At 59.8% G+C, this 24,208-nt stretch carries 17 protein-coding genes and 1 riboswitch; of the genes, 2 read left to right on the forward strand and 15 right to left on the reverse strand.

Annotated elements, in window-relative coordinates; translation table 11 throughout:
* Both AC1DVF_RS24950 and ltaE read right to left on the reverse strand, forming a co-directional pair.
* On the reverse strand, window positions 1-536 hold a 536-nt coding region (locus AC1DVF_RS24950; RefSeq protein ID WP_477783305.1), incomplete at its 3' end, for an alanine--tRNA ligase-related protein.
* Window positions 537-682: 146 nt separating this feature from the next.
* The gene (gene ltaE / locus AC1DVF_RS24955; protein WP_477783306.1) at window positions 683-1,687 is read right to left on the reverse strand and encodes a low-specificity L-threonine aldolase; all 1,005 of its coding nucleotides are present in this window, start codon (window positions 1,685-1,687) and stop codon (window positions 683-685) included.
* Window positions 1,688-1,885: 198 nt separating this feature from the next.
* Window positions 1,886-2,057: riboswitch (FMN riboswitch) on the forward strand.
* A gap of 101 nt (window positions 2,058-2,158) precedes the next feature.
* On the opposite strand from ltaE, the gene AC1DVF_RS24960 reads away from it, so the two are divergent.
* Window positions 2,159-2,668 carry a 6,7-dimethyl-8-ribityllumazine synthase gene (locus tag AC1DVF_RS24960; RefSeq protein ID WP_477783307.1) on the forward strand — a complete coding sequence of 170 codons (510 nt, stop codon included), beginning with the start codon at window positions 2,159-2,161 and terminating at the stop codon, window positions 2,666-2,668.
* A gap of 156 nt (window positions 2,669-2,824) precedes the next feature.
* Here AC1DVF_RS24960 and astE read toward each other — a convergent pair whose 3' ends face one another.
* From astE to AC1DVF_RS24995, 7 genes are all read right to left on the reverse strand, one after another.
* A complete protein-coding gene (gene astE / locus AC1DVF_RS24965; RefSeq protein WP_477783308.1) occupies window positions 2,825-3,835 on the reverse strand; it encodes a succinylglutamate desuccinylase in 1,011 nt (336 codons plus the stop codon).
* A gap of 12 nt (window positions 3,836-3,847) precedes the next feature.
* Window positions 3,848-4,138: a hypothetical protein gene (locus tag AC1DVF_RS24970; RefSeq protein WP_016983958.1), complete on the reverse strand. Its 291-nt coding sequence runs from the start codon at window positions 4,136-4,138 to the stop codon at window positions 3,848-3,850.
* A gap of 57 nt (window positions 4,139-4,195) precedes the next feature.
* Window positions 4,196-5,542, reverse strand: a complete 1,347-nt coding sequence (gene astB / locus AC1DVF_RS24975; RefSeq protein ID WP_257355933.1) for an N-succinylarginine dihydrolase — start codon at window positions 5,540-5,542, stop codon at window positions 4,196-4,198.
* Window positions 5,543-5,705: 163 nt separating this feature from the next.
* Window positions 5,706-7,175 carry a succinylglutamate-semialdehyde dehydrogenase gene (gene astD / locus AC1DVF_RS24980; RefSeq protein WP_477783314.1) on the reverse strand — a complete coding sequence of 490 codons (1,470 nt, stop codon included), beginning with the start codon at window positions 7,173-7,175 and terminating at the stop codon, window positions 5,706-5,708.
* Window positions 7,172-8,197: an arginine N-succinyltransferase gene (gene astA, locus AC1DVF_RS24985; protein WP_477783309.1), complete on the reverse strand. Its 1,026-nt coding sequence runs from the start codon at window positions 8,195-8,197 to the stop codon at window positions 7,172-7,174. Before astA ends, astD begins: the two co-directional genes overlap by 4 nt.
* 51 nt (window positions 8,198-8,248) lie before the next feature.
* Window positions 8,249-9,268 carry an arginine/ornithine succinyltransferase subunit alpha gene (gene aruF / locus AC1DVF_RS24990; protein WP_007951057.1) on the reverse strand — a complete coding sequence of 340 codons (1,020 nt, stop codon included), beginning with the start codon at window positions 9,266-9,268 and terminating at the stop codon, window positions 8,249-8,251.
* A 203-nt stretch (window positions 9,269-9,471) separates the two neighbouring features.
* The gene (locus AC1DVF_RS24995) at window positions 9,472-10,692 is read right to left on the reverse strand and encodes an aspartate aminotransferase family protein (RefSeq protein ID WP_008077923.1); all 1,221 of its coding nucleotides are present in this window, start codon (window positions 10,690-10,692) and stop codon (window positions 9,472-9,474) included.
* A gap of 304 nt (window positions 10,693-10,996) precedes the next feature.
* Here AC1DVF_RS24995 and AC1DVF_RS25000 point away from each other — a divergent pair, with 304 nt between their 5' ends.
* Window positions 10,997-18,781: a dermonecrotic toxin domain-containing protein gene (locus AC1DVF_RS25000; protein WP_477783310.1), complete on the forward strand. Its 7,785-nt coding sequence runs from the start codon at window positions 10,997-10,999 to the stop codon at window positions 18,779-18,781.
* Window positions 18,782-18,788: 7 nt separating this feature from the next.
* Here AC1DVF_RS25000 and argR read toward each other — a convergent pair whose 3' ends face one another.
* The 6 genes from argR to AC1DVF_RS25030 form a co-directional block, all read right to left on the reverse strand.
* Window positions 18,789-19,781, reverse strand: a complete 993-nt coding sequence (gene argR / locus AC1DVF_RS25005) for a transcriptional regulator ArgR (protein ID WP_176471324.1) — start codon at window positions 19,779-19,781, stop codon at window positions 18,789-18,791.
* Window positions 19,782-20,026: 245 nt separating this feature from the next.
* Window positions 20,027-20,791 carry an ABC transporter ATP-binding protein gene (locus AC1DVF_RS25010; RefSeq protein ID WP_007912705.1) on the reverse strand — a complete coding sequence of 255 codons (765 nt, stop codon included), beginning with the start codon at window positions 20,789-20,791 and terminating at the stop codon, window positions 20,027-20,029.
* 27 nt (window positions 20,792-20,818) lie between these two features.
* Window positions 20,819-21,931 (reverse strand): M14 family metallopeptidase, encoded by a 1,113-nt coding sequence (locus tag AC1DVF_RS25015; protein WP_257355936.1) that lies wholly within the window; start codon window positions 21,929-21,931, stop codon window positions 20,819-20,821.
* A gap of 1 nt (window position 21,932) precedes the next feature.
* Window positions 21,933-22,631, reverse strand: a complete 699-nt coding sequence (locus AC1DVF_RS25020) for an ABC transporter permease (RefSeq protein ID WP_007912703.1) — start codon at window positions 22,629-22,631, stop codon at window positions 21,933-21,935.
* Window positions 22,628-23,317 (reverse strand): ABC transporter permease, encoded by a 690-nt coding sequence (locus tag AC1DVF_RS25025; protein ID WP_016773583.1) that lies wholly within the window; start codon window positions 23,315-23,317, stop codon window positions 22,628-22,630. Before AC1DVF_RS25025 ends, AC1DVF_RS25020 begins: the two co-directional genes overlap by 4 nt.
* Window positions 23,318-23,408: 91 nt before the next feature.
* Window positions 23,409-24,182 carry an ABC transporter substrate-binding protein gene (locus AC1DVF_RS25030; RefSeq protein ID WP_038366516.1) on the reverse strand — a complete coding sequence of 258 codons (774 nt, stop codon included), beginning with the start codon at window positions 24,180-24,182 and terminating at the stop codon, window positions 23,409-23,411.
* Window positions 24,183-24,208 lie beyond the last annotated feature (26 nt).

The raw sequence follows: 24,208 nt of genomic DNA on the forward strand, positions 1-24,208 counted from the left end.
GTGCATGGGCCGCACGGGCCGGTATCGCCCATGGTCCAGAAGTTGTCGGAGGCGTAAGGCGCGCCTTTGTTGTCGCCGATGCGGATCATGCGCTCGACCGGCACACCGATTTCCTTGGTCCAGATGTCATACGCTTCGTCGTCGGAGGCGTAGACAGTGACCCAGAGTTTTTCCTTCGGCAGTTTCAGAACGCCGGTCAGGAAGGTCCAGGCAAAGGTAATCGCGTCGTGCTTGAAATAGTCGCCGAAGCTGAAGTTACCGAGCATTTCGAAGAATGTGTGGTGACGAGCGGTATAACCGACGTTTTCCAGGTCGCTGTTCTTGCCACCGGCACGCACGCATTTCTGGCTGCTGGTCGCGCGGGTGTACGCACGTTTTTCCTGGCCCAGGAAGCAGTCCTTGAACTGGTTCATCCCCGCGTTAGTGAACAGCAGGGTTGGGTCGTTGCCCGGAATCAAAGAGCTGGAGGCTACACGGGTGTGGCCTTGCTCTTCGAAGAAGCGAAGGAAGGCTTCACGGATTTCTGCGCTTTTCATTAGGTTCTTCCACGGAGGCTGCGGCCAAAGGCCTGTTCGAAACGTCAACAGACGAAGCGACGGCAAAGGGCCGCATTATATCGGCCCTGCGCGCGGGGTACAGCGTGTTTATACGATAGAAACGGTCAATTGGACGGCTAACGCTGTCACTTGCGCGAAAACTCGACGAATGTCGCGATCACTTGCTCGATTTGCGAGCGATTGACGTCCATGTGCGTGACCATGCGCAGACGCGCGGCAGCGCTCAACTTGATCCCGCGCTCGGCGGCAAAGGCCTTGATCGCTTCAGCTTTTTCACCCATTTGCACATAAACCATGTTGGTTTGCACCGGTTCGACGATGAAACCTGCTTCACGCAAGCCCTCGGCCAGTAACTGTGCGTTGGCATGGTCGTCTGCCAGACGATCAACATTGTGGTCCAGAGCATACAGCCCCGCCGCTGCCAGCAGCCCAGCCTGACGCATGCCGCCGCCGACCATTTTGCGCAAGCGACGAGCCTTGCCGATCAACTGCTCAGAGCCACACAGCACTGAGCCCACCGGCGCGCCAAGGCCTTTGGACAGGCACACCGACACCGAATCAAAGTACTGAGTGATTTCCCGGGCATCGACGCCCAGCTTGACTGCCGCGTTGTAGAGACGCGCGCCGTCGAGGTGCAGTTGCAAGCCTTTATCCTGAGTGAAGCGGCGTGCGAGGGCCAGGTACTCCAGCGGCAGCACTTTGCCCTGCATGGTGTTTTCCAGCGCAAGCAAACGAGTCCGAGCGAAATGGAAGTCGTCAGGCTTGATCGCCGCCGCGACCTGATCCAGATCCAGCGAACCGTCGGCCTGCACTTCCAGCGGCTGCGGCTGGATCGAGCCCAGCACCGCCGCGCCACCGCCCTCGTATTTGTAGGTGTGCGCCTGCTGGCCAACGATGTATTCGTCGCCGCGCTCACAGTGCGCCATCAACCCCAGCAGGTTGCTCATGGTGCCCGTCGGTACGAACAACGCGGCAGCAAAACCCAGTCGCTTGGCCAGTTCGGCCTCGAGACGATTGACCGTCGGATCTTCGCCGTAAACGTCATCACCGGTGTCCGCTGCGGTCATCGCATCGAGCATGGCGGGAGTCGGTTGGGTGACGGTGTCGCTGCGAAGATCGATAACGCTCATGAACCTGGCCTCTAATCAGCAGGGGAAATCCCTTTACGAAGTTGAATTACTGCGGTCATCGCTCGGATTAATCAACCCTTGCGCAAGGAAAAGTCGTTTCGAACCGCCAGAAAATTCGATGGCAATCATCAGAAAGGCGCAATGCACACAGCCACAATCTGTGTTAAAAACGCTGCGCCGCCCGAGAAAGGGCGGCAAAAACGTTCTCAGGGCGGGGTGCAATTCCCCACCGGCGGTAATTGCGCGCAATGCGCATAGCCCGCGAGCGCTTGGCGACGAACACAGCTTCGGTTGTGCGCGATGGCAAGGTCAGCAGACCCGGTGTGATTCCGGGGCCGACGGTCATAGTCCGGATGAAGAGAGAACGGGATTAACGCCAAAGGGCCGTCCGCGCGATGTTGTGCGTGTGCGCACCCTTGAATCCCTTTCGATTCATAACGCCCTGTTTTTCACACAAACAGGAGTCAGAACATGCAACCCACCGCTATCGACAGCAAAAGCAAACACCCTCACGGCGACCGCGTCGCGTTCATTCAGGCCTGCTGGCACAAGGAAATCGTCGACCAGAGCCGTAAAGGCTTCGTCGCCGAAATGCTTGCCTTGGGTTATCAGGAATCGGACATCGACATCTTCGAAGTCGGCGGTGCTTTTGAAATGCCTCTGCACGCCAAGTTGCTGGCCAAGACCGGTCGTTATGCCAGCATCGTCGCCGCAGCCCTGGTCGTGGACGGCGGCATCTACCGTCACGAGTTCGTCGCTCAGTCGGTGGTCAGCGGCCTGATGCAAGTGCAGCTGGAAACTGAAGTGCCGGTGTTCTCGGTATCCCTGACGCCGCATCACTTCCATGCCGGTGACGAGCATCAGAAATTCTTCTTTGAGCACTTTGTACACAAGGGCCAGGAAGCGGCACGGACTTGCGCCGATACGCTGCGCAAGGTTCGCGCACTGCGCCGCACCGAGCCGCATGCTGTAGCGGTCTAAACACGATGAGTGAGATCTCTGGTCTCACTCATTCCCCTGTGGGAGCGAGCTTGCTCGCGAAAGCGGATTGACAGCCAACTTAAATGTTGAATGCCCGATTGCATTCGCGAGCAAGCTCGCTCCCACAGTGGTTCTGTGTAGACCTTGCGATTGAGGTCAGGCGAGGTTTTCGTCGGTAGTCGGGACGATCAGGATGCCCGCGCGCAAGCCGTTCTTGACCTTGGGATTGGGAAAGATGATACGTGCTCCCTCTTCCTCAATGACCCAACGGGTATTGGCCAGATCTTCGGCCAACACATAGCCCATCTCCAACTCTGAAAAGTTTTCGATGTCCTGCGGCAGGTTCAGACGGAATGCATCGCTGTGCTTGATGATTTCCCGGGCGACGCTGAACAGCTGCAAACCGTCCAGCCCCTGCTCCGCCATCTCCGGCTCGTTGCCTTCAATGATCTGCTGCAGACGGGTTTCCAGCAGCGAGACATTGACCCCGTGGTTCTGCCCGAACGGCCGCGCCTTGCCCAGTTCCAGCGTAAAAGCCTCGGCACCGAGCTTGTCGTAGGTGTACGAGCTGAAGACGATCGATGGTTTGTTCTGCAACAGCACCGCTTCCATTCCGGCAGCGCGCAGACGTGCCAGCTCCAGACGCGAATGCTGACGACCTTCCTTCCACGGATACAGCGCGAACTGCTCGATCTTCGAACCGCGAATCGCCGTGTGCAGGTCATAGTGCAGACGCTGGCGATCCGGCAGGCTGAAGAAACTCGCCGCCAGACGTTCCAGCTCACAGGCACGCAGCGCTTCGCTGCCACTGCTTTGTTCATGACGGCCGTTGAACAGCCGATTGACGTCCTGCTCGACGAAACGCTCGCCCTTGCGAATCGCTTCCGGGTTGCCGAACAGGAACAGAATGCGTGCGCGCGGCTTCAGATCGCCGCGGGCGATGTCGTGCAGCAGCCGGTCAAGCAACTCGATCGGCGCTGTTTCGTTGCCGTGAATACCTGCCGACAGCAGCAGGTCCAGGCCATTGTCGCGCGCTTCGGGTGGCCGCACTTCCAGCGCACCTTCGCTCAACCAGCGCATACGCACGCCTTCGACAGTCAGTTGAGTCTTCTCCGCCGGTTCACGGCCGGCGAGGGTCAGTTCAAGCAGTTTGCCGAGGGCGAGCATAGAGCGGTTTCCTTAGTGATCGTGGTTGCAATCCGGGCCGTGCACGTGGTCTTCGTCGTCGCCGACGTCAGCCGGTTCCATTTCCAGTTGCAGACTTACCAGATTAGTCGCCAATGGGCGCAGCAGCAGGTTGGCGTACTCGGCGTCACCTTCTTCAACGTCCACGCCGATCAGCAGTTGGCCACGGCCGTCCTGCTGGATCCACAGCTCTTTGCCTTGCCACATGACCGCGACGCGGGTGCACGAGGTTTGCAGTTGCGTGCCGTCGGTGTCTTCAAGGATCAACTGCAGGGAATCGCTCATGTTTTTACTCTCTTGGGGAGACAAGCCGCGCGCCGCGTTCAGGCGACGCGCCGGCCATCAATTGATCTGGAATGGATAAACCGCGCCCAGTTTAAGGATTTGCGTCAGTTCATCCAGTGCCGTCCGGCATTCAAGCAGCAATTGCGGATCCGCCAGATCGGTTTCGCTCAGGCGGTCGCGGTAGTGCTTTTCAACCCATGCGGTCAACGAACCGTACAACGGTGGCGTCATGATAACCCCTGGGTTGACCGCCGCCAGTTCGGTTTCGTTAAGCGCGACGCGCAGTCGCAGGCACGCCGGGCCACCACCGTTCTGCATGCTTTGCTTGAGATCGAAGACTTTCACTTCGCGGATCAGGCCGCCGGAGCTGGTCAGCTCTTGCAGGTAAGTCCAGACGCGCTCGTTGGCCTGGCACTCTTGCGGCACGATCAGCAGCATCGAACCGTCAGGACGCGAGAGCAACTGGCTGTTGAACAGGTAGGAACGCACCGCATCATCCACGGTGACTGCCGAACGCGGCACACACACGGACTGGAAGTTGCCGCCGACTTTGGCGAGCTTGCTTTGCAGTTCGGCCAGCATCTGATCGGTCTCGAGGAACGCGTCCTCGTGATAGAACAGCACTTCACCGTTACCGACGGCGATCACGTCGTTGTGGAACACGCCTTGATCGATCACGTTCGGGTTCTGCTGCGCGTAAACCACGCCTTCGTCACGCAGACCGTGCAGACGCGCAACGGCTTGCGAGGCTTCGAGGGTCTGGCGCGCCGGATATTTCTGCGGCGCCGGGTAGCGATTGTCGAAGGCACTGCGACCGAATACGAAAAACTCGACGCCCGCTTCGCCATATTCGCGGCAGAAACGTGTGTGGTTGGCCGCACCTTCGTCGCCGAACTGCGCCACTGCCGGCAACGCGGCGTGATGGGCGAAGTGCTGCTGATTGGCGAACATCGCGCCGAGCACGCGGCTGGTGGTCGGGTGCTCGATGCTGCGGTGGTATTTGCAGTTGAGGTTGGCTGCGGTGAAATGCACGCGACCGTCTGCGGTGTCGGCACTCGGGCTGACAGTCGCGGCGTTAGCCACCCACATGCTCGACGCGGAACAACTGGCGACCAGCAGCGGCATCGCCTCTTTGGCGGCGCGCTCGATCACTTGCGCGTCGGTACCGCTGAAGCCCAGACGGCGCAGAGCGGCCACGTCCGGACGCTCCTGCGGTGCGAGCACGCCTTGCTGAAAGCCCATTTCCATCAGCGCTTTCATCTTCGCCAGACCTTGCAAGGCCGCTTCCTTCGGGTTCGAAGACTGCTGGCTGTTGCTCTGGGAAGCAACGTTACCGTAGGACAGACCACCGTAGTTATGGGTCGGCCCCACTAGACCGTCAAAATTGACTTCATAGGATTTCATCAGCGAGGCTCCACGAGAATCTGTTGTTATAGGCTTCAGTAACTATTCTTTTAGACCGAGGCGCGGCCTTCGCGAGCAAGCTCGCTCCCACAGGATTTATGTTGAACACAAAATGTGTGAACACCACTGAATCTGTGGGAGCGAGCCTGCTCGCGAATGGGCATCACGCCATTTTCACGCCAGGCGTCAGGGCAGCAGGCAACACCAAGCTTGGGGTTTCCAGCGAGGCCACCGGGTACGCGCAGTAATCCGCCGCGTAATAGGCGCTGGCGCGGTGGTTGCCCGAAGCGCCGACACCACCAAACGGCGCGCTGCTCGCAGCGCCGGTCAGCTGCTTGTTCCAGTTGACGATACCGGCGCGGCTTTCCAGCCAGAACTGCTGATAACGCGCTTCAGAATCCGACAACAGACCTGCGGCCAGGCCGTAAGCAGTGTCGTTGGCTTYAGCGATCGCCGCTTCGAAATCGGTGTAGCGGATTACTTGCAGCAACGGGCCGAACAGCTCTTCGTCCGGGCGATCGGCAACTGCGGTGACATCGAGGATGCCCGGGGTCAGCAGCGCGGCCTGGGCGTGCGGCTGAGTCATTTCCAGCAGCGACACGGCGCCGTTGGCCAACAGATGTTCTTGAGCATCCATCAGCGCTTTCGCCGCGCCGAGGGAAATCACCGAGCCCATGAATGGCGCTGGTTGCTGATCGAATGCACCGACCTCAATGCTCGCACTGACTTCCACCAGACGCTTGAGCAGACTGTCGCCCCACGCGCCTTGCGGCACCAGCAGACGGCGTGCACAGGTGCAACGCTGACCGGCAGAGATGAACGCCGACTGAATGATCGTGTAAACCGCCGCATCCAGATCAGCGACCTGATCCACCACCAGCGGGTTATTGCCACCCATTTCCAGCGCCAGAATCTTGTCCGGACGCCCGGCAAACTGCTGGTGCAGATGGTTGCCTGTGCGGCTCGAACCGGTGAAGAACAGACCGTCGATGCCCGGGTTCGCCGCCAGTGCGATGCCGGTTTCGCGAGCGCCTTGCAGCAGGTTCAAAACGCCTGCCGGCAGACCGGCTTCGATCCAGCACTTGACCGTCAGCTCGGCGACTTTCGGCGTCAGTTCGCTTGGCTTGAACAGCACGCTGTTACCCGCCAGCAACGCCGGAACGATGTGACCGTTCGGCAAGTGCCCAGGGAAGTTGTAAGGACCAAACACCGCAACCACACCGTGCGGCTTATGACGCAACACGGCAGTCGCGTCGCCCAACGGGCCGCTCTTCTCGCCGGTACGTTCGCGGTAGCTCTGCACCGAGATCGCAATCTTGTTGACCATGCTGGTTACTTCGGTCGCCGATTCCCACAATGGTTTGCCGGTCTCCTCACCGATGGTGCGAGCCAGTTCGTCTGCGTGGTTTTTCAGCGCGGCGGCGAACGCTTCAAGCACAGCGATGCGCTCGTCGAGCGTACGACGCGCCCAACCCGGGAACGCCTGACGCGCAGCCTGCACAGCCGATTCAACCTGAGCAGTCGTGGCGCCCTCCCCCGACCACAGCACTTGCTGGGTCACCGGGTTCAGCGATTGAAAGGCTTCGCCCTGGCCGGCCAGCCACTCACCTGCGATGTATAGCGAATTCATTATTTCGACTCCCGTGCAGCGGACAACGCCACGGCGCGCACTTGATCGCCAGCGTTGAGTTGAAGACGTTTGGCGGTCTGCGGATCGACCACCAGAGTGCCGGCAGCCAGACGCGCCGGCGCAGCGGTGATGCGGCAGTCTTCGCGTTTGCGGTTATGGATGATGAACGGCGTGGCGTCTTCGCCCGGCGTGCCAACGGCGAGCACCAGCGCTTCACTGTCACGCACTGCGCGGATCTTGCCGGTTTCGCATTCGATGGCCGGACCTGCGTCGAAGATGTCGACGTAACCCTGGTAGCTGAAACCTTCGCTCTTGAGCATCGCCAAGGCGGGCTCGGTGTCCGGGTGCACCTGACCGATGACGTTACGTGCGCCTTCGGAGAGGAAGCAGGTGTACAGCGGGAATTTCGGCATCAGCTCAGCAATGAACGCCTTGTTGCCGACACCGGTCAGGTAATCGGCCTGGCTGAATTCCATCTTGAAGAAGTGACGACCGAGACTTTCCCAGAACGGCGAACGGCCGGCGTCATCGGACACACCGCGCATTTCGGCGATGATCTTGTTGCCGAACAATTCAGGGAATTCCGCGATGAACAGCATGCGCGCTTTGGACAACATGCGACCGTTCAGACCGTTGCGGTAATCGGCGTGCAGGAACAGCGAGCACAGCTCGGAATTGCCGGTCAGATCGTTGGCCAGAAACAGCGTCGGGATCTCGCRATAGATGTTCAGCTCTTGCGAAGCGCTGACGGTCAGACCGACACGGAAGTTGTACCACGGCTCACGCAGACCAACGGCGCCAGCAATGGCGGAAATCCCTACCACGCGGCCATCGTCGTCTTCGAGCACGAACAGGTAGTCCGCGTCGCCACGGCCAGCTTCGCCGCGAAAGGTCTTCTCGGCCCAGCCGACCCGGTGGGCCAGACGTTCTTCATTGGCCGGCAACGTGGTCAGGCCGGTGCCGGTGCTGCGGGCCAGGTCGATCAGAGCGGATAAATCGCTGCTGCGTACGGGACGAACAATCATGCTATCTCCTCAAACGGGCCGCCTTCGCCACCCGTGAAACTCGCTAAGGCGTTAAACCGCCACCAGGCGCACGCTGGCACCTTCACCGACGCCCAGGGCTTCGGCCGCTTCCAGATCCAGAGTCACCGGTTTGCCCGGTGCGTAATCCAGCTCCAGCAACACCGCGCGGTAATCCTGCAACTGCGCGTTAGCCACCAGATACTGACGCCCGGCACCTTTCACCGGCTCGCCGATCTTCACCGGCACCACTCGGCTCTGAGCGATCGAACGGATCCCCGACACACGTGCATGCAGGGTCGGGCCACCGTCGAAAATGTCGATGTAGTGATCGGTCTCGAAGCCTTCGCGCATCAGGATGTCGAAGGTGATCTGCGCACGCGGGTGCACCTGGCCCATCGCCTCTTGGGCGGAATCCGGCAGCAGCGGTACGTAGATCGGGTAATGCGGCATCAGCTCGGCGAGGAACGTACGGCTTTTCAGCCCGCACAGGCGTTCGGCTTCGGCGTAATTGAGGTCGAAGAAATTGCGACCGATGGCATCCCAGAATGGCGAATCGCCGTTCTCATCGCTGTAACCGACGATCTCGGTCACCACCGAATCGGCGAAACGCTCAGGGTGGCTGGCAACGAACAGCAGACGGCCACGGGAGTTGAGCTCGGACCACGGCGAACCGACCAGCTCGCGCTGCACGTAGAAACTGGTCAGCAAGCTGTTGCCGGTGAGGTCGTGGCACTGCGAAAGCACGTGGATCTTGTTGTGGATCTTCAGCTCGCGGGAGGCGTGGACGAAGGTCTCGTTGCGGAAGCTGTAGAACGGCTCCGAGTAACCGGCCGAAGCAACAATCGCCGAGCAGCCGACCAGCTTGCCGGTGGCGGTGTCTTCGAGGACGAAGAAATAGCTCTCCTCGCCATTGAAGCTCACTTCGGCGGCAAACGAGGCTTCGCTCGCGGCGATCTTGTCGCTCAGACGTTCCACGTCATCCGGCAAGGAAGTGACACCAATCGGGCTGTCCGCAGCCAGACGCTGTACCTCGCCCAGATCAGCCATTTGCGCGGGGCGCATCACCAGCATGGTGTCACTCCTTTCTCTTATAAATTCACAGAAAAAAACACCGGACACTGTGGGAGCGAGCTTGCTCGCGAAAGCGGTGTACCAGTCAGCATAGATGGCGACTGAAACTCCCTCTTCGCGAGCAAGCTCGCTCCCACAATGAATCTCACCGGCATCAAAAATTGGGTTCGACGCCTGAAAAACTCCAGGCGCCGAAGGGTCTATCAGGCTTGCGTCAGTGCAGCAGCAGCGCGTTCGAAGCGGTCCAGGCCAGCATCGATATCGGCGTCTTCCACCACCAGGCTCGGGGCGAAACGGATCACGTCCGGGCCGGCTTGCAGAATCATCAGGCCTTCTTTTTCAGCGGCGTTGAAGATGTCTTTGGCCTTGCCTTTCCAGGCATCGCTCAGCACGCAACCGATCAGCAGACCGAGACCACGCACCTGAGTGAACAGGCCGTATTTCTCGCCGATCTGCTCAAGGCGCGCCTTGAACTTGTCGTGCTTGGCGTTCACGCCGTTCAGCACTTCAGGGGTGTTGATCACGTCGATTACCGCTTCAGCGACCGCACACGCCAGCGGGTTGCCGCCGTAGGTGGTGCCGTGAGTGCCGACGACCAGATGTTTGGCCAGCGCTTCGGTGGTCAGCATCGCGGCGATCGGGAAACCGCCGCCCAGGCTCTTGGCGCTGGTCAGGATGTCCGGGGTCACGCCGTAATGCTGGTAAGCGAACAGCTTGCCGCTGCGGCCCATGCCGGTCTGCACTTCGTCGAACACCAGCAGCGCGTTGTTCGCGTCGCACAGTTCGCGGGCACCTTGCAGGTAAGCCAGTTCGGCCGGCAGTACGCCGCCCTCGCCCTGGATCGGTTCCAGCACGACCGCGCAGGTCTTGTCGGAAACCGCAGCTTTCAGCGCGGCCAGGTCGTTGTAAGGCACGTGGGTGATGCCGGTGATTTTCGGGCCGAAACCGTCGGAGTACTTCGACTGGCCACCGACGTTGACGGTGAACAGGGTACGACCGTGGAAGCTGTTCAGCGCCGCAATGATTTCGTACTTCTCAGTGCCGAAACGGTCGAACGCAACGCGACGGGCCAGCTTGAACGCGGCCTCGTTGGCTTCAGCGCCCGAGTTGCAGAAGAACACGCGCTCGGCGAAAGTGGCATCGATCAGCTTGTGCGCCAGGCGCAGGGCTGGTTCGTTGGTGAACACGTTGGACACGTGCCACAGCTTGTTCGCCTGTTCGGTCAGTGCACCGACCAGCGCCGGGTGCGCATGGCCCAATACGTTAACGGCAATCCCGCCGGCGAAGTCGATCAGCTCGCGGCCGGCCTGATCCCAGACGCGGGAACCGGCGCCACGCACCGGAATGAAAGCGGCAGGCGCGTAGTTGGGAACCATTACCTGGTCGAAATCGGCGCGTTGTACCGCAGCGTGCTCAACGGACATCGGAGYCTCCTGAAGAGGAACACTCGCCTGAAACTGGCGAGCTTGGTGAGGATTGTAAGGACAGTTTTCAGCCCGGCCTTGTCGCCAAGCGACAACTTCTTATAGCGCAAACCCCGGATTTTCCCGGGTTTACGGCAATGCGACATATAGCGTCGCAAAGGCGCAGTTTAACTGGCACCGTCGATTTGCGGCAGGCTGCAGAGAATACCAACTCAACCCTGCGACAAAGGTATAAATATGTACCGCACAAGGGTGGCCGGTTCCTGATTTGCTGCGCGTTCTTTTCAACGCCAAGGAATGGCCCATGCACCTGACTCAGCGACACCCTCCGACAGCCTCGACCGCCACGAACAACGCGCTGCATCCAGACGATCATTACCTGCCACTGAAAAATGCCTTGCCCGATTGGCTCGGCGCCGCGACACCGACTCGCCGCCTGGCACTCACGAACAGCCTGCCGCGCCTGTCCCTCACTCTCCAGTCGGCACCTGCCGAGCAACATCAGCAGATGAACAGCCTCAACGCCACGCAATGGGCCGCGCAGAGCAAGGTCGATCAAAGCCTGGAACACTTGCAGGACGCCAGCACCTTTGCCGAGCCCTTGCTCCAGCAAGAACTGAAAAACTGGTTCGGTCTGGACCTGGATGTGCGCAACACCTTCGTGCGCCTGTACATCCCCGCAACCACTCCGTGGTTTCCGATCCGCACCGGTACGCGCGCCTGGACCGTGTCGTTACTGGAGGCCGCGCTGAACAACTTCGAGGAATCGGAAACCCATCACGACGCCTTCGAAGCTGACTCGACCTTCGTCACTCGTCCCACCGTCAGCGGCCAGTTCAGTCCCCTGCCGGCGATCAAGGCAAAAATGAGCATCGCCGCTTTCACCCGGTTGTGCCGAAGGCTGGACATCGGCGCGCGATACAAGGCCCATCTCGAAGACAACCTCGGCTATACCGATCCAATGGTGGCCACCGTACTGCGCAACAAAATCGATGACAGCCAGAAAGCCGCAATGAAAGCCGCCCTGCAGTGGGCGCGGATGAACCGCGATGTGTCGGAAAGCTATTTTCGCTTGATCGATGCCGTGCTCGACGGCATGAAGGGCCTGTACATCAGCGGGGCAGCGGTGTTGTGCCATGATATGGGGATGCTGTGCGCACCGCTGACCGGTATCGTCGTGTTTGCCCCCGACCTGTACGCCTCGCGAGACCCGGCACGGGTGGTGGCTTATGTCCCCGATGATCCCGAGCACCCCTTCAAGGAATACGCCTCGACCTACGACCTGGTCGCCGAACTGACCCGCCAGTTGCGCTCGAAAGACTACCAGCAGTTTTTCAGCCGATTCGTGAACCACGAACATCGAGGTGTTTTCTTCAGCACCCTCAATAGCCGCTTGAGCCAGATCATGTGGCACCCGCCCGAGTCCGGTAGCTCGCTGCCCGCATGGCGCGACACCGCTGTCGAGCGCCCGGATCTGCAAACCACGCTGACCGCGTTCCATGACAATCTCTGGCAACACATCCATCACGCGAAACTGAACAAGATCTTCAATGACGCCCGGGTGATCGCCGTCCCCACCGCCGTGGTCGACCAGAAAGCGCGCTGGGCCTTCTGGGACTCGGTGAGCAACATCATTTCCACCATCGTGCAGACCGCCGCGCTGATCGTTGCGCCGTTCGTGCCGGTGCTGGGTGAAGCCATGATGGCGTACATGGCCTATCAAATGCTCGATGAAGCGTTCGAAGGCGTCATCGAGTGGGCGCAGGGGCGAACGACTGAAGCCTTGGAGCACTTGATGGGCACCGTGGAATCGATGATCCAGTTGGGCCTGTTCGCCGTGGGCGGCAAGATTGGCGCGGCCGAGTTCCGCAAGATTTTGCCCAAGGAAGTCGTGGCGTTCATCGACCGCTTCAAACCGGTAAAACTGGCCAGTGGCAAGACCCGCTATTGGGAGCCGGATCTCGAACGCTACAAGCACCCGCAGGTTCCAACGGCAGATTCGCAACCCGATGCGCTGGGTTTGCACACGCATCAGGGCAAGCGCCTGCTGCCCTTGGAGGATGCCCACTTTGCAGTAAAAGAAAGCCAGGTGCCGGGGCAGTACCGCATCGAACACCCGAGCCGCCCCGACGCTTACCAGCCGGTGGTGCGCCACAATGGCGAAGGCGCCTGGCACACTGAACTCGAGCAACCGCTGGAATGGGATGGCGAGACGGTTCTGCGCCGTATCGGTTCTTCCGTCGAGAGCCTGTCGCCGAACGAGCGCGAAACCGTCTTGCGGATCAGCGGAACCAGCGAAGACGCGTTGCGCAAGATGCATGTCAATCAGGAAAAAGTCCCGCCTTTGCTTGCCGACAGCATCCAGCGCTTCAAGATTGATCAGCAGTTGCAACGCTTCATCGATCAGCTCGACAGCCATGTCGCCGAAGAGTTTTTGCGCGCCGACCCGGTCACACAGCTGCAGGTGCTCAGCGAATACGGGCGTTGGCCAAGCGATAAGTGCCTGCGTCTGCTCGATCGACAAGGGCAGCAGCTGTGGCAATCGTCTGCGGACACAAGCCTGCCCGTGACCGAACTGCGCCAGGACAGTCTGGTCGGTGACGACGTGCTCAAAACCCTGCTCTATAGCCTCGACGAGACGCAGATCAAAGCCTTGTTGAACGAACCCTTCGCGGGACCGACACTGTCCATCGAGGTACGCAGCCAGAACCTGCGCAAGCAAGTGGCCGATCTCGCCAAACGCAACAGGAGCGCGCTGTTCGAGACGCGTTATCAGGCCCTTCAGCACCTCGATGATCCGTTGGCGACACGACTCAAGGCCCACCCTCCCGAACTGCCGGCCAGCATCACCCGCGAACTGCTCGATACCGCGACCGGCAGCGAACTGTTGCAGATCAGCGAAGGACAATTGCCCGCACGCCAGCAGGCACTCATGCAGATGGCCAGTCAGGAGGTGCGCGTTACCCGCGCCTATGAAGGCCTGGAGCTGGACTCGGTGAGCAATTCCGACTCCGACTCTCTGGCGCTGCACAGCCTCAAATTGTTGCCGGGCTGGAGCGGCGATGTACGCATCGAGATCCGGGACAGGCGCTACGAGGGCCCGCTACTGGACACCATCGGCCGTGAAGATGCAGCCGCACACAAGGTTCTGGTTCGCCGCGACGATGGCCAATATCAACCTTACGACGATCGTGGGCAGCAGCTGCATTCGTTCAGCGATTTTTATTCCAGCCTGTTGTACGCATTACCCGACAGCGAGCGCCAGAACCTCGACATCCGGATTGGCCAGGGCCAGGCGCTGAAGGCGACCATTCGCGAACGTACGCTTGAGCGCAACGAGTTGCGTCAGGTGATCGGCGATACGCCGACCCAACCGTCGGCCGTCGACACGCTGCGGCTGCTGGGGACCGATGGTTATCCCCCAGCTCCACCACGTCCGCCGCGCCCCAGTACCCAACCGCGCACACTCGAAGAAGACATCCGGGTGCTCTATCCGCGAATGTCGAACCGTGAGGTGGGTTATCTCGTCGAAAGCATGCTGCGCAGTCCCGCTGGCCCGCGCGCAGAGATACTTCGCTTACAAAATGACTACCTGCAATTGCAGAACGAACTGCATGTCTGGGCCAACAATCCGCCCGCCATTCACCCCGAAACCGGTACGGCGCTAACGCAGCTGGAGAGGCGCGCCGAAATCCAGAACCGCAGGTTGCTCAGGGACGAATTACTCAAAAGCTGGCGACGGGAGAACGTCACGCACTACGATCAACAGGGCGCCGCTGGGCACGCCGTGCTGCTGAAGCACGCCATCATCGGCGACTTGCCCGTCCTCTCGAGCGATTTCAGTCATATCACTTCGCTCGGCATTGATGGCAGCCCCATGACCACCTCGGTCGAGCGCTTTTTGCAGTCTTTCAGTCAGTTGCAGATTCTGGATGCGCGCAACCTCAATCTGCCAAGCCTGCCACAAGCGCTGACCTCGATGCGCTCGCTGCGCGAATTGAGATTACGCGATTGCCGAGTCAGCCTGACAACGGTCACCGAGTCGGTGTTCGCCTCTATGCCGCAACTCACCCTGCTCGATCTGGAAGGCAACGCGCTGGGCTTGCCGCCGGACCTGCACTCGATGCCTGCATTGCGTTACGTCAATCTGTCGAATACCGGTATTTACACGGTGCCCGACGACTTGCTGGATCATCCACGCCTGATCTCGGCGCAATTCGATCGCAACCGCATCACCCGGATACCGGAAAGGTTTTTCAACCTGCCCAGCTCCCTCAGCGACGGTTACACCTTTGCTGACAACCCGTTGAGTGCGGCCTCTCGCGAACGGGTGAAAGTGTTCTTCAAGCACACCGGAAAGTACTTCGGTGTCCGGCCTGTGCAGGAAGATCTGCAGCGCACGATCGCCTTGTTCCCAGCCCTTGATGCTGAAAAAGCTACACAGATGTTGTACCGACTGCCCGGGCCGTTGGCCGAATTCGGTGCACAGTTGTCGCGCTGGGAAGATGAACTCGGCGCCCTGAACCTCGAACTCAATCAATGGACCAACCAGGCCGCCGTCCTTGACCCTGAGACTGGCGAACGTCTGCCCCTTGAAGCACAAACCCGCGAACTGGACGCCAGGCGATCCTTTGCGCAACAGATCGAGCAGCTCTGGCGCAGCCCGCCCGGCTACTACCGCCTCAAAGTACTCAGGGCAACGGCAACGTTCACGGGGGATATGCCGACGCTCAACGCCGGTTTCGAGCACGTTACCCGGCTGGACCTCACCGGCAACGCCAATATCACCAACGCCCTGCGCTTCGTCGAGCGCTTCCCGAACCTGGCCGAGCTGAAAATGAACGGCTTCGAACTGGAGCCGCTTGCGCTTGGCGAAGTAAAACTGCCTCGACTGACCGACCTGGAGCTKAAAAATTGTGGCGTGGTCATGACCCCGGAAAATCAGGCTGTGCTGCTGTCACTCGACAGCCTCGACTCGCTGAACTTGAGTAACAATCCGCTGGGGACGTTCCCCGACCTGAACCTGCTGCCCCAACTGGACGATCTCGACCTGTCCAACTGCGGGCTGACCGTCGTGCCTGAAGGATTGACCAGCCATCCGGGGTTTCGAACCGTGGTGCTTGCGGGGAACCGCATCACGCAACTGCCTGACGCGCTGTTCGACCTTCCCGCCGATCGCAGTTACGGCATTGACCTGGCCGACAACCCGCTATCGGCAGCCTCCCGCGACCAGATCAAGAACTACTTCCGCAGCCATCGAAACGACTTTGACGTACTGGCTGACGAGCAAGACGTTGCCCTCGCCCGGCAGTTGTTTCCCGGTCTGAACGCCCAAGAGGCCAGCGAGATGATCTACGACTTGCCTGGCGACCTGGCCGGCGGTCGAAAACAACTCGTGCGCTGGAGAGCGGAGCTGCAACAAATGCGCGAGGATCTGGCGCTCTGGGGCCTGGAAACGCCATCAGCGCACCCGGTTACAGGTCAGGTGCTTAGCGAAGGCGAGCGTCTGGTGCAACAAGACGCGCGTTCCGCCTTCAAGGAGCTCATGGAGGATTTCTGGCGTGAAAGGTCAATTGACACCGGCGCGCGCACCGCGTCTTTTGCGACAGACCTGAAGTTCTTCGGCGAACTGCCACGCCTGACTGTGAATTTCGATCACGTGACAAGCCTCAAGCTTGCAGGCAATGCAACGACCACAGGCATCGAGTCGTTTGCTGCCTTGTTCCCGAATCTTCAGGCGCTGGAACTGAAAGCCTTCGCGCTCGATGACATCCCCTCATTCGTCGGGCGCCTCAAGGATCTCAAAGCGCTCAAACTGACTGACTGCGCGCTGACACTCACGCCTGAAGGGCAGCAACTGCTCGGTGCCATGTCCAAGCTGCAGTTGCTCGATCTGAGCCACAACCCGCTGACAATCGCACCTGATTTGAACGCCTTGCCAGACCTGACGAGCGTTTCACTTGCCCATACCGATATCAGCAGCGTGCCCAAGGGTATCGCCGAACATCCGGCACTTGAAATTCTCCATCTCAATAACAACAACATCACCGAGCTGCCGGACGCGATTTTCAGCTTGAGTGCCGATCAGGCCGACGGCGTATATCTGAACGATAATCCGCTGTCCTTGAATGCTCGCGAGCGCATCAAGCGCTACTACGCCACACAGGGACGCCACTTCCGGGTCAAACCGGCATCGGCTGACATTGCCATGGCGCAAAGACTGTTCCCGCGACTGGGTGACAACGCGGCCATCAACATGATTTATCGCCTGCCCGGGACATTGCTGGCCGGCACGACTCAACTGCTCAGTTGGGAGGCAGAAATCGCCCGAATGATGGGAGATCTCAACGCGTGGCGTGAGCGTCTGCCGATCAACAATCCGTTGACTGAACTGCCATGGACTGCGCAGGAAAGAGCCACAGAACTCGCCGCCAGACAAGAGTTCAGCGACGAGCTTGAGCAACTCTGGCGCGGCCGGCGTAACGACAATTCAGCACTACGGCTCAACACCTTCGATGCCAAGCCGGCGTTTACCGGTGAGTTACCGGAGCTGAGCACCGATTTCACTCACATCAGGCATCTCAAACTTCAGGGCAATCCAGGGCTGAAGGTTTCCGGGGGGTTTCTCAGAAGCTTCAGCGGATTGCAGGGGCTGGAACTGCTGGACTTCGCCCTCGGCCGCATACCTCAAGCACTGCAAGGTCTGCCATCGCTTGAAACGTTGATGCTGAGCAAGTGCCAGATCACTCTGGATCCTGACGGACAAGCGATCCTGTCCACGCTGACCCGATTGAAATCGCTGGACTTGTACAGCAACACATTGCAGGCCACGCCCGATGTATCGACACTGCAAAACCTGACCTTCATCGATCTGATCAACACCGGGATCGATAGTGTGCCTGCCGGGCTGGAACAACTGCCGCATCTGGAAGTGGCGTTGCTGAACGACAACAACATCATCGAACTACCGGCGGAACTGACGCGTTATTCCGGTCGCGGCATGGAACTGGGCAGCAACCCGTTGTCAGAGGCTTCCAGAGAACGAGTCAAAGCCGCTTTCCAGGCCAAGGCCGACAACTTTGGTATCCCCGCTCGACAGGACGACATCGAACTGGCTCAAAGTCTTTACCCATCGCTGTCCGGCTTCGACGCCAACGATCTTATCTACAGCCTTCCGGGTACGCTGGCCGATGGACGTCTTGAGCTGATGCGCCGCAAAACCGACCTGGCCGGCCTGCTCGACCGCCTGGACACCTGGGCAAATGAGCCTCCCAGCGATCCTGTAACGCAGATGCCACTTGGGAACGACGCTGCAGCCACGGAAAAACTTAATCGCCAAACCTTCAGGCTCAACCTGGAAAAGGAACTGCGCCTAACGCCCACGTTCCTGACAGATCCAGCGGTTTACTGCGAGTTGTCGTTTACCGGTGAGCTGCCGCCGCTGACTGCGCGCTTTGAACACATTGAAAAGTTGAATCTGACCACCAAAGCGTCCGCCCCGCGTCGGGTTGATCGTCTGCTGGAGCTTTTCCCGAAGCTCAAAGACGTCTACATCCGCAAATTTCCGCTGGGCGAGATTCCCGCCCCGATCTTCGCTATGGACAGGCTGCGCAGCCTGCATCTGCCCGACTGTGGAATCACCCTGACTGAACCGGCTGCAGAGGCCTTCGCAGGCTGGAAAAACCTGAGTTCCGTGGACCTGAGCAACAATCCGCTCAACATTGTTCCAGACCTGAGGCATCTCCCGCAGTTGGACAATCTGCGTCTCGGCAATTGCGCCTTGAGCAAGGTGCCTGACGGTCTGTTCGAGCTGCCTCAATTGACGAGCGCGGACTTGTCCGGGAACGCGATTACCGAGTTGCCAGGCGAGTTTCCTTTACAGCCCGGCGACGCGGTGACCGAATACAACTTCGACGACAACCCCCTTCACCCGGAAAGTCAGCAACGCCTGGACAGATACACCACGGCGTTTAACGAGCAAATGAGCGAAAGATGGAGGACGGGGGTCCGGCGCGAACTTGACGACTTCGTGGATTCGGATTTTTCCGATGGCGAGGAGCGACCATTACCATCGACAAGGCATAGCTGACCCGCCGTCAGCCACGCTCTGGCGGCACTGACGACAACTCGAACGGGCTGCTGCTGCGCCGCTGGTTGCGATCTTCCCGCGGCGTGGCACCGAAGAAGTTGCGATAGGCGCTGGAGAAATGCGGCCCCGAGGAGAAGCCACAGGACAGGCCGATCTGGATGATCGACTTGCTGGTCTGCATCAACATCTGCCGGGCCTTGTTCAGGCGCAGTTCCAGGTAGTACTGGCTCGGCACACGGTTGAGGTATTGCTTGAAGATCCGCTCCAACTGGCGACGGGACACGCACACATGCTGGGCGATTTCGTCGGTGGTCAGCGGTTCTTCGATGTTGGCTTCCATCAGCAACACCGCTTGGGTGAGCTTCGGATGGCTGGAGCCGAGACGGTTCTGCAACGGGATGCGCTGACGCTCGCCGCCCTCGCGAATGCGTTCAACGACCAGTTCTTCCGAAACCGCTCCGGCCAACTCTGCACCGTGATCGCGAGCCAATACCGCCAGCAGCAGATCAAGCACGGACATGCCGCCACACGCGGTCAGGCGATCACGATCCCAGTCGAACAGATGACTGGTGGCAATGACTTTAGGGAAACGCTCGGCGAAATCGTCCTGCCAGCGCCAGTGCACGGCAGCACGATAACCGTCGAGCAACCCCAGTTGCGCCAACGGATAGACACCGGCCGACAGACCGCCGATGACCGTACCCGCACGTACCAATTGCTTGAGCGCACTGCTCAGTGCCGGCGCCAATGTGGTCGGCGGTTCGTCAGCGAGCAGGAACAGTTTCTGGAAGTTTTCGAGTTTGCCGGTCCAGGCTTCACCGGGCAATTGCCAGGCGCCTTCGGCCGCCGCTGCGGTCACGGCTTCCGCCTGCAGGAACGACAGCTCGTAAACCACCTCCGGGTGCACACGCTGAGCAACACGCAAGGCTTCCTCCGCCAGCGCCAGCGTCAACGCTTTAGTGCTGGGCCAAATCAGGAAACCAATTCGATGGGCAGTCATGGGCGGGCGATCCGAAACGAAGAACAGTGATGAAGGCATGGGCCAATGCTAGCCCGTAAATGAACACAAATCATGAGGCTGACAGAGATCCATTGTGGGAGCGAGCTTGCTCGCGATGGCGGTGTATCAGTCAACATCGTTGCTATCTGAACTACCGCTTTCGCGAGCAAGCTCGCTCTCACAGGGGATTTTGGTCAGTCTCTAGGTCGCGAAGCATGACCTAATCTGGTGCATAACGGCAGCGATTACTTGAGGCTGCCCGAGAGGAATTGCTGCAAACGTTCCGATTGCGGATTCACCAGCACTTCGCGCGGGTTGCCGCTTTCTTCAACCACACCTTTGTGCAGGAACACCAACTGGTTCGACACTTCACGGGCAAAGCCCATTTCGTGCGTAACCACGACCATGGTGCGACCTTCCTGAGCCAGTGCTTGCATGACTTTCAGCACGTCGCCCACCAGCTCCGGGTCGAGGGCTGAAGTCGGTTCGTCGAACAGCATCACCTCAGGCTCCATCGCCAGCGCACGGGCGATCGCCACACGCTGCTGCTCGCCACCGGACATGTGCCCCGGGAACGCGTCTTTACGATGGGCCACGCCGACCTTGTTCAGGTAGTACTCGGCTTTCTCGCGGGCTTCGTACTTGGGTACGCCCAGTACGTGCACCGGCGCTTCCATGATGTTTTCAATAGCAGTCATGTGCGACCACAGGTTGAAATGCTGGAACACCATCGACAGGCGCGAACGCATGCGTTGCAGCTGTTTCGGATCAGCGGCTTTCAGCGCGCCGTCCTTGTTCGCCACCAGTTTCAGCTCTTCGTTGTTGAGCAGAATCTTGCCCGCGTGCGGCTGCTCGAGCAGGTTGATGCAGCGCAGGAAAGTACTTTTGCCGGAGCCACTGGAGCCGATGATGCTGATCACATCGCCGGCTGCCGCTTTCAGGGACACGCCCTTGAGCACTTCGTGACTGCCATAGCGTTTATGCAGGTCTTGGACTTCAAGTTTGTACATGCGGTCGGTTCTCACAAAAACAGTCAGTCAGTCGTTGAGCAAGCGCCCGTGACGCAGCGCTTCGCGCCCCGCCACCTTGGCCAGCCAGAAACCGGGTTGGGCATAACGCAGCCGTTCAATGGCAAACAGCACCCCGGAGGTACCAGCACACACCGTGCTGACCCGATCGGACAGAGGATCAATCACTTCAAAAATCTCGTCGCCCGCCTCGACCCACTCGCCGGGCTTGCGCAGAAAACTTACGACGCCCGGATGCGGCGCGAACAGCAACTCGGTGCCTTCGAACGGCATGCCTTCACAGGCTTCGTGTGCTGGGTTCGGCCACTCGCCAGTGATCAAACCCTGCTCGGCGAGGAAGGCGAGAATGCCTTCAGCATAGGCGCAGGCTTCAGCGCGACCGGTGTCGGCCTGACCGCCCAGCTCAATCGTGGTCGCCAGACACGCCAGCGGAATCTGCGCATCGGGGAACTGCCGCGACAGACGCAGCCACGGCAGCGAACAGGCTTCATCGAACGAACTGCCGCCGGAATCTTCCGCCAGCAATCCGACCTTCACATTCAGATGCGCGGCCAGTGAGCGCCACTGCGGCCAGTGCTGCGGCAACGCGTACATGTGCAGCGCGGCTTCGGCATCGCAGTGCAAGTCCAGCACCACATCAGCGGTGCAGGCATGGCTTAGCAAAACTCGCTGCATGCCTTGCAACTGGCTGCTCGCCTCCGGCAATGCCGCCAGATGATCGGCCATCGCCTGACGGATCAGACGCACATTGGCGTGCGGATCATCACCGAGGCTGTCAGCCAAAGCGGCCGCAACCGGCGCGCTCAGTTCGACGAAATCACGATTGAAATTCTTGCCACTGCCGGCCTCGAAGCGGCCCTGGTGATTGCCTTGCAGCAATTGCCCGAGACCCAAGGGGTTGGCGACCGGCACCAGTTCGATGACACCGTTGAGCAAGCCTTTGGCTTCGAGTTCGCCGAGGCGCTTTTTCAGCTCCCAAGCGGTGCGCATGCCTGGCAATTCGTCAGCGTGCAGGCTGGCCTGAATGTAGGCCTTGCGCTCACCGCGTCCGAAACGGAACACGGAAATCTTGCGCTCGCTGCCCAGGTGGCTCCACGGCAATACGTGGTCGATGCGTTCCATATCAGTGCTTCCGCGGGGCCAGGTAGCTCAACCAGCGACGCTCGGCCAGTTTGAACAGTTTGACCAGAATGAACGTCAGGCACAGGTAGAACACGCCAGCGGTGATGTACGCCTCGAACGGCAGATAGAACTGCGCGTTGACCGTGCGCGCTGCGCCAGTGATGTCGATCAAGGTCACGATGGAGGCCAGACTGGTGGTCTGCAGCATCATGATCACTTCGTTGCTGTACTGCGGCAGTGCCCGGCGCAGGGCCGATGGCAGCAGAATGCGTTTGTACAGTTTGAAGCGCGACATGCCCATGGCTTTGGCCGCTTCGATCTCACCGTTCGGCGTGGCCTTGAGGCTGCCGGCGATGATCTCGGCGGTGTAGGCGCTGGTGTTGACCGCGAAGGCCAGGCACGCACAGAACGTTGCACTGGACAACCACGGCCACAAGAAGCTTTCGCGTACTGCTTCGAACTGCGCCAAACCGTAGTAGATCAGGAACAGTTGCACCAGCATCGGCGTGCCACGGATCACGTAGGTGTAAAGCCACGCGGCGCCGTTGACGACCGGGTTCTTCGAGACGCGCATCAGCCCCAGCGGCAAAGCCGCAAGCAGACCGAAAAACAGCGACAGCGCGAGCAATTTGAGGGTGGTCAGCAGGCCGCCGAGGTACAGCGGCATGGCCTCCCAAATGACGTTGTAGTCGAAGATCATAGATCAGCCGCCCTTACGCCTACCGAGTAGCGCTTCTCAAGGTGACGCAATGCCAGCAACGAGACGCTGGTGATCACCAGGTACATCGCCGCCACTGCGAGGAAGAAGGTGAAAGGCTCGCGAGTGGCATCTGCCGCCTGCTTGGCCTTGAACATCATGTCTTGCAGACCGACCACGGAAATCAGCGCGGTCGCCTTGGTGAGTACCAGCCAGTTGTTGGTGAAGCCCGGAATCGCCAGACGAATCATCTGCGGCACCATCACCCGGAAGAACACCTGAAAACTGCTCATGCCGTACGCCATGCCCGCTTCGGCCTGACCTTTAGGGATCGCCATGAAGGCGCCACGGAAGGTTTCCGACAGGTACGCACCGAAGATGAAACCGAGGGTGCCGATACCGGCGGCCAGCGGGTTCAGGTCGATGTAATCGTCATAGCCGAGCATCGGTGCGACGCGGTTGAGCAAGTCCTGACCGCCGTAAAAGATCAGCAGGATCAGCACCAGATCAGGAATCCCGCGGATGACCGTGGAATACAGATCGCCCAGCCACGCCAGCCAGCGCACCGGCGACAGGCGTAACGCGACACCGATCAGCCCGAGAACGATGGCCAGAGCCATGGACGACAAGGCGAGCTGAAGCGTCAGCCATGCGCCATCGAGGATGACAGCCCCGTAGCCTTTCAACATGATTCAGGTCCTCGAAAGTTGGGATGAAAAAATGGCGCAAACCGCAGAGATCCTGTTGCTTGCGCCATTTCGGACTTGTCGCAGAGACGTGTTACTTGCCGTAGATATCGAAGGCGAAGTACTTGTCCTGGATTGCCTTGTATTTGCCGTTTTCGCGGATGGCCGCGATGGCAGCGTTGATCTTGTCTTTCAGGGCGTCGCCCTTACGGACTGCGATGCCTACGCCGTCGCCAAAGTATTTGACGTCGGTGAACGCCGGGCCGGCGAACGCAAAGCCTTTGCCGGCGTCGGTGTTGAGGAAGCCGTCTTGCAGCAGGGTGGCGTCAGCCACGGTGCCGTCGAGGCGACCGGCGGCCACGTCAAGGTAGATTTCGTTCTGCGAACCGTACGGCTTGATCTCGGCACCCAGCGGGGCCAGGACTTCGCGGGCGAAACGCTCGTGGATCGAACCACGCTGTACGCCGATGTTCTTGCCCTTCAGCTCAGCCAGACCTTCGCTGACCTGAGTACCGGCCTTCATGACCAGACGTGCCGGAGTGTTGTAGTACTTGTTGGTGAAGTCGACCGACTTCTTGCGGTCTTCAGTGATCGACATGGACGACAGGATCGCGTCGATCTTGCGCACTTTCAGTGCCGGGATCAGACCGTCGAATTCTTGCTCGACCCACACACACTTGACCTGCATCTGCTCGCACAGAGCGTTGCCGATGTCGTAGTCGAAACCGACGATGCTGCCGTCCGGTGCTTTCGAAGCGAACGGAGGGTAAGCCGCTTCGATACCGATCTTCAGAGGTTTTTCGTCAGCGAAGGCGTTCATCGACAGCACGGACAGTGCCAGGGCGCCAAGCAGCACAAGTTTCTTCATCTTGGGACTCCATCGGTAAAGGGCAA

It is taken from the genome of Pseudomonas sp. P4_D7 (assembly GCF_056401755.1).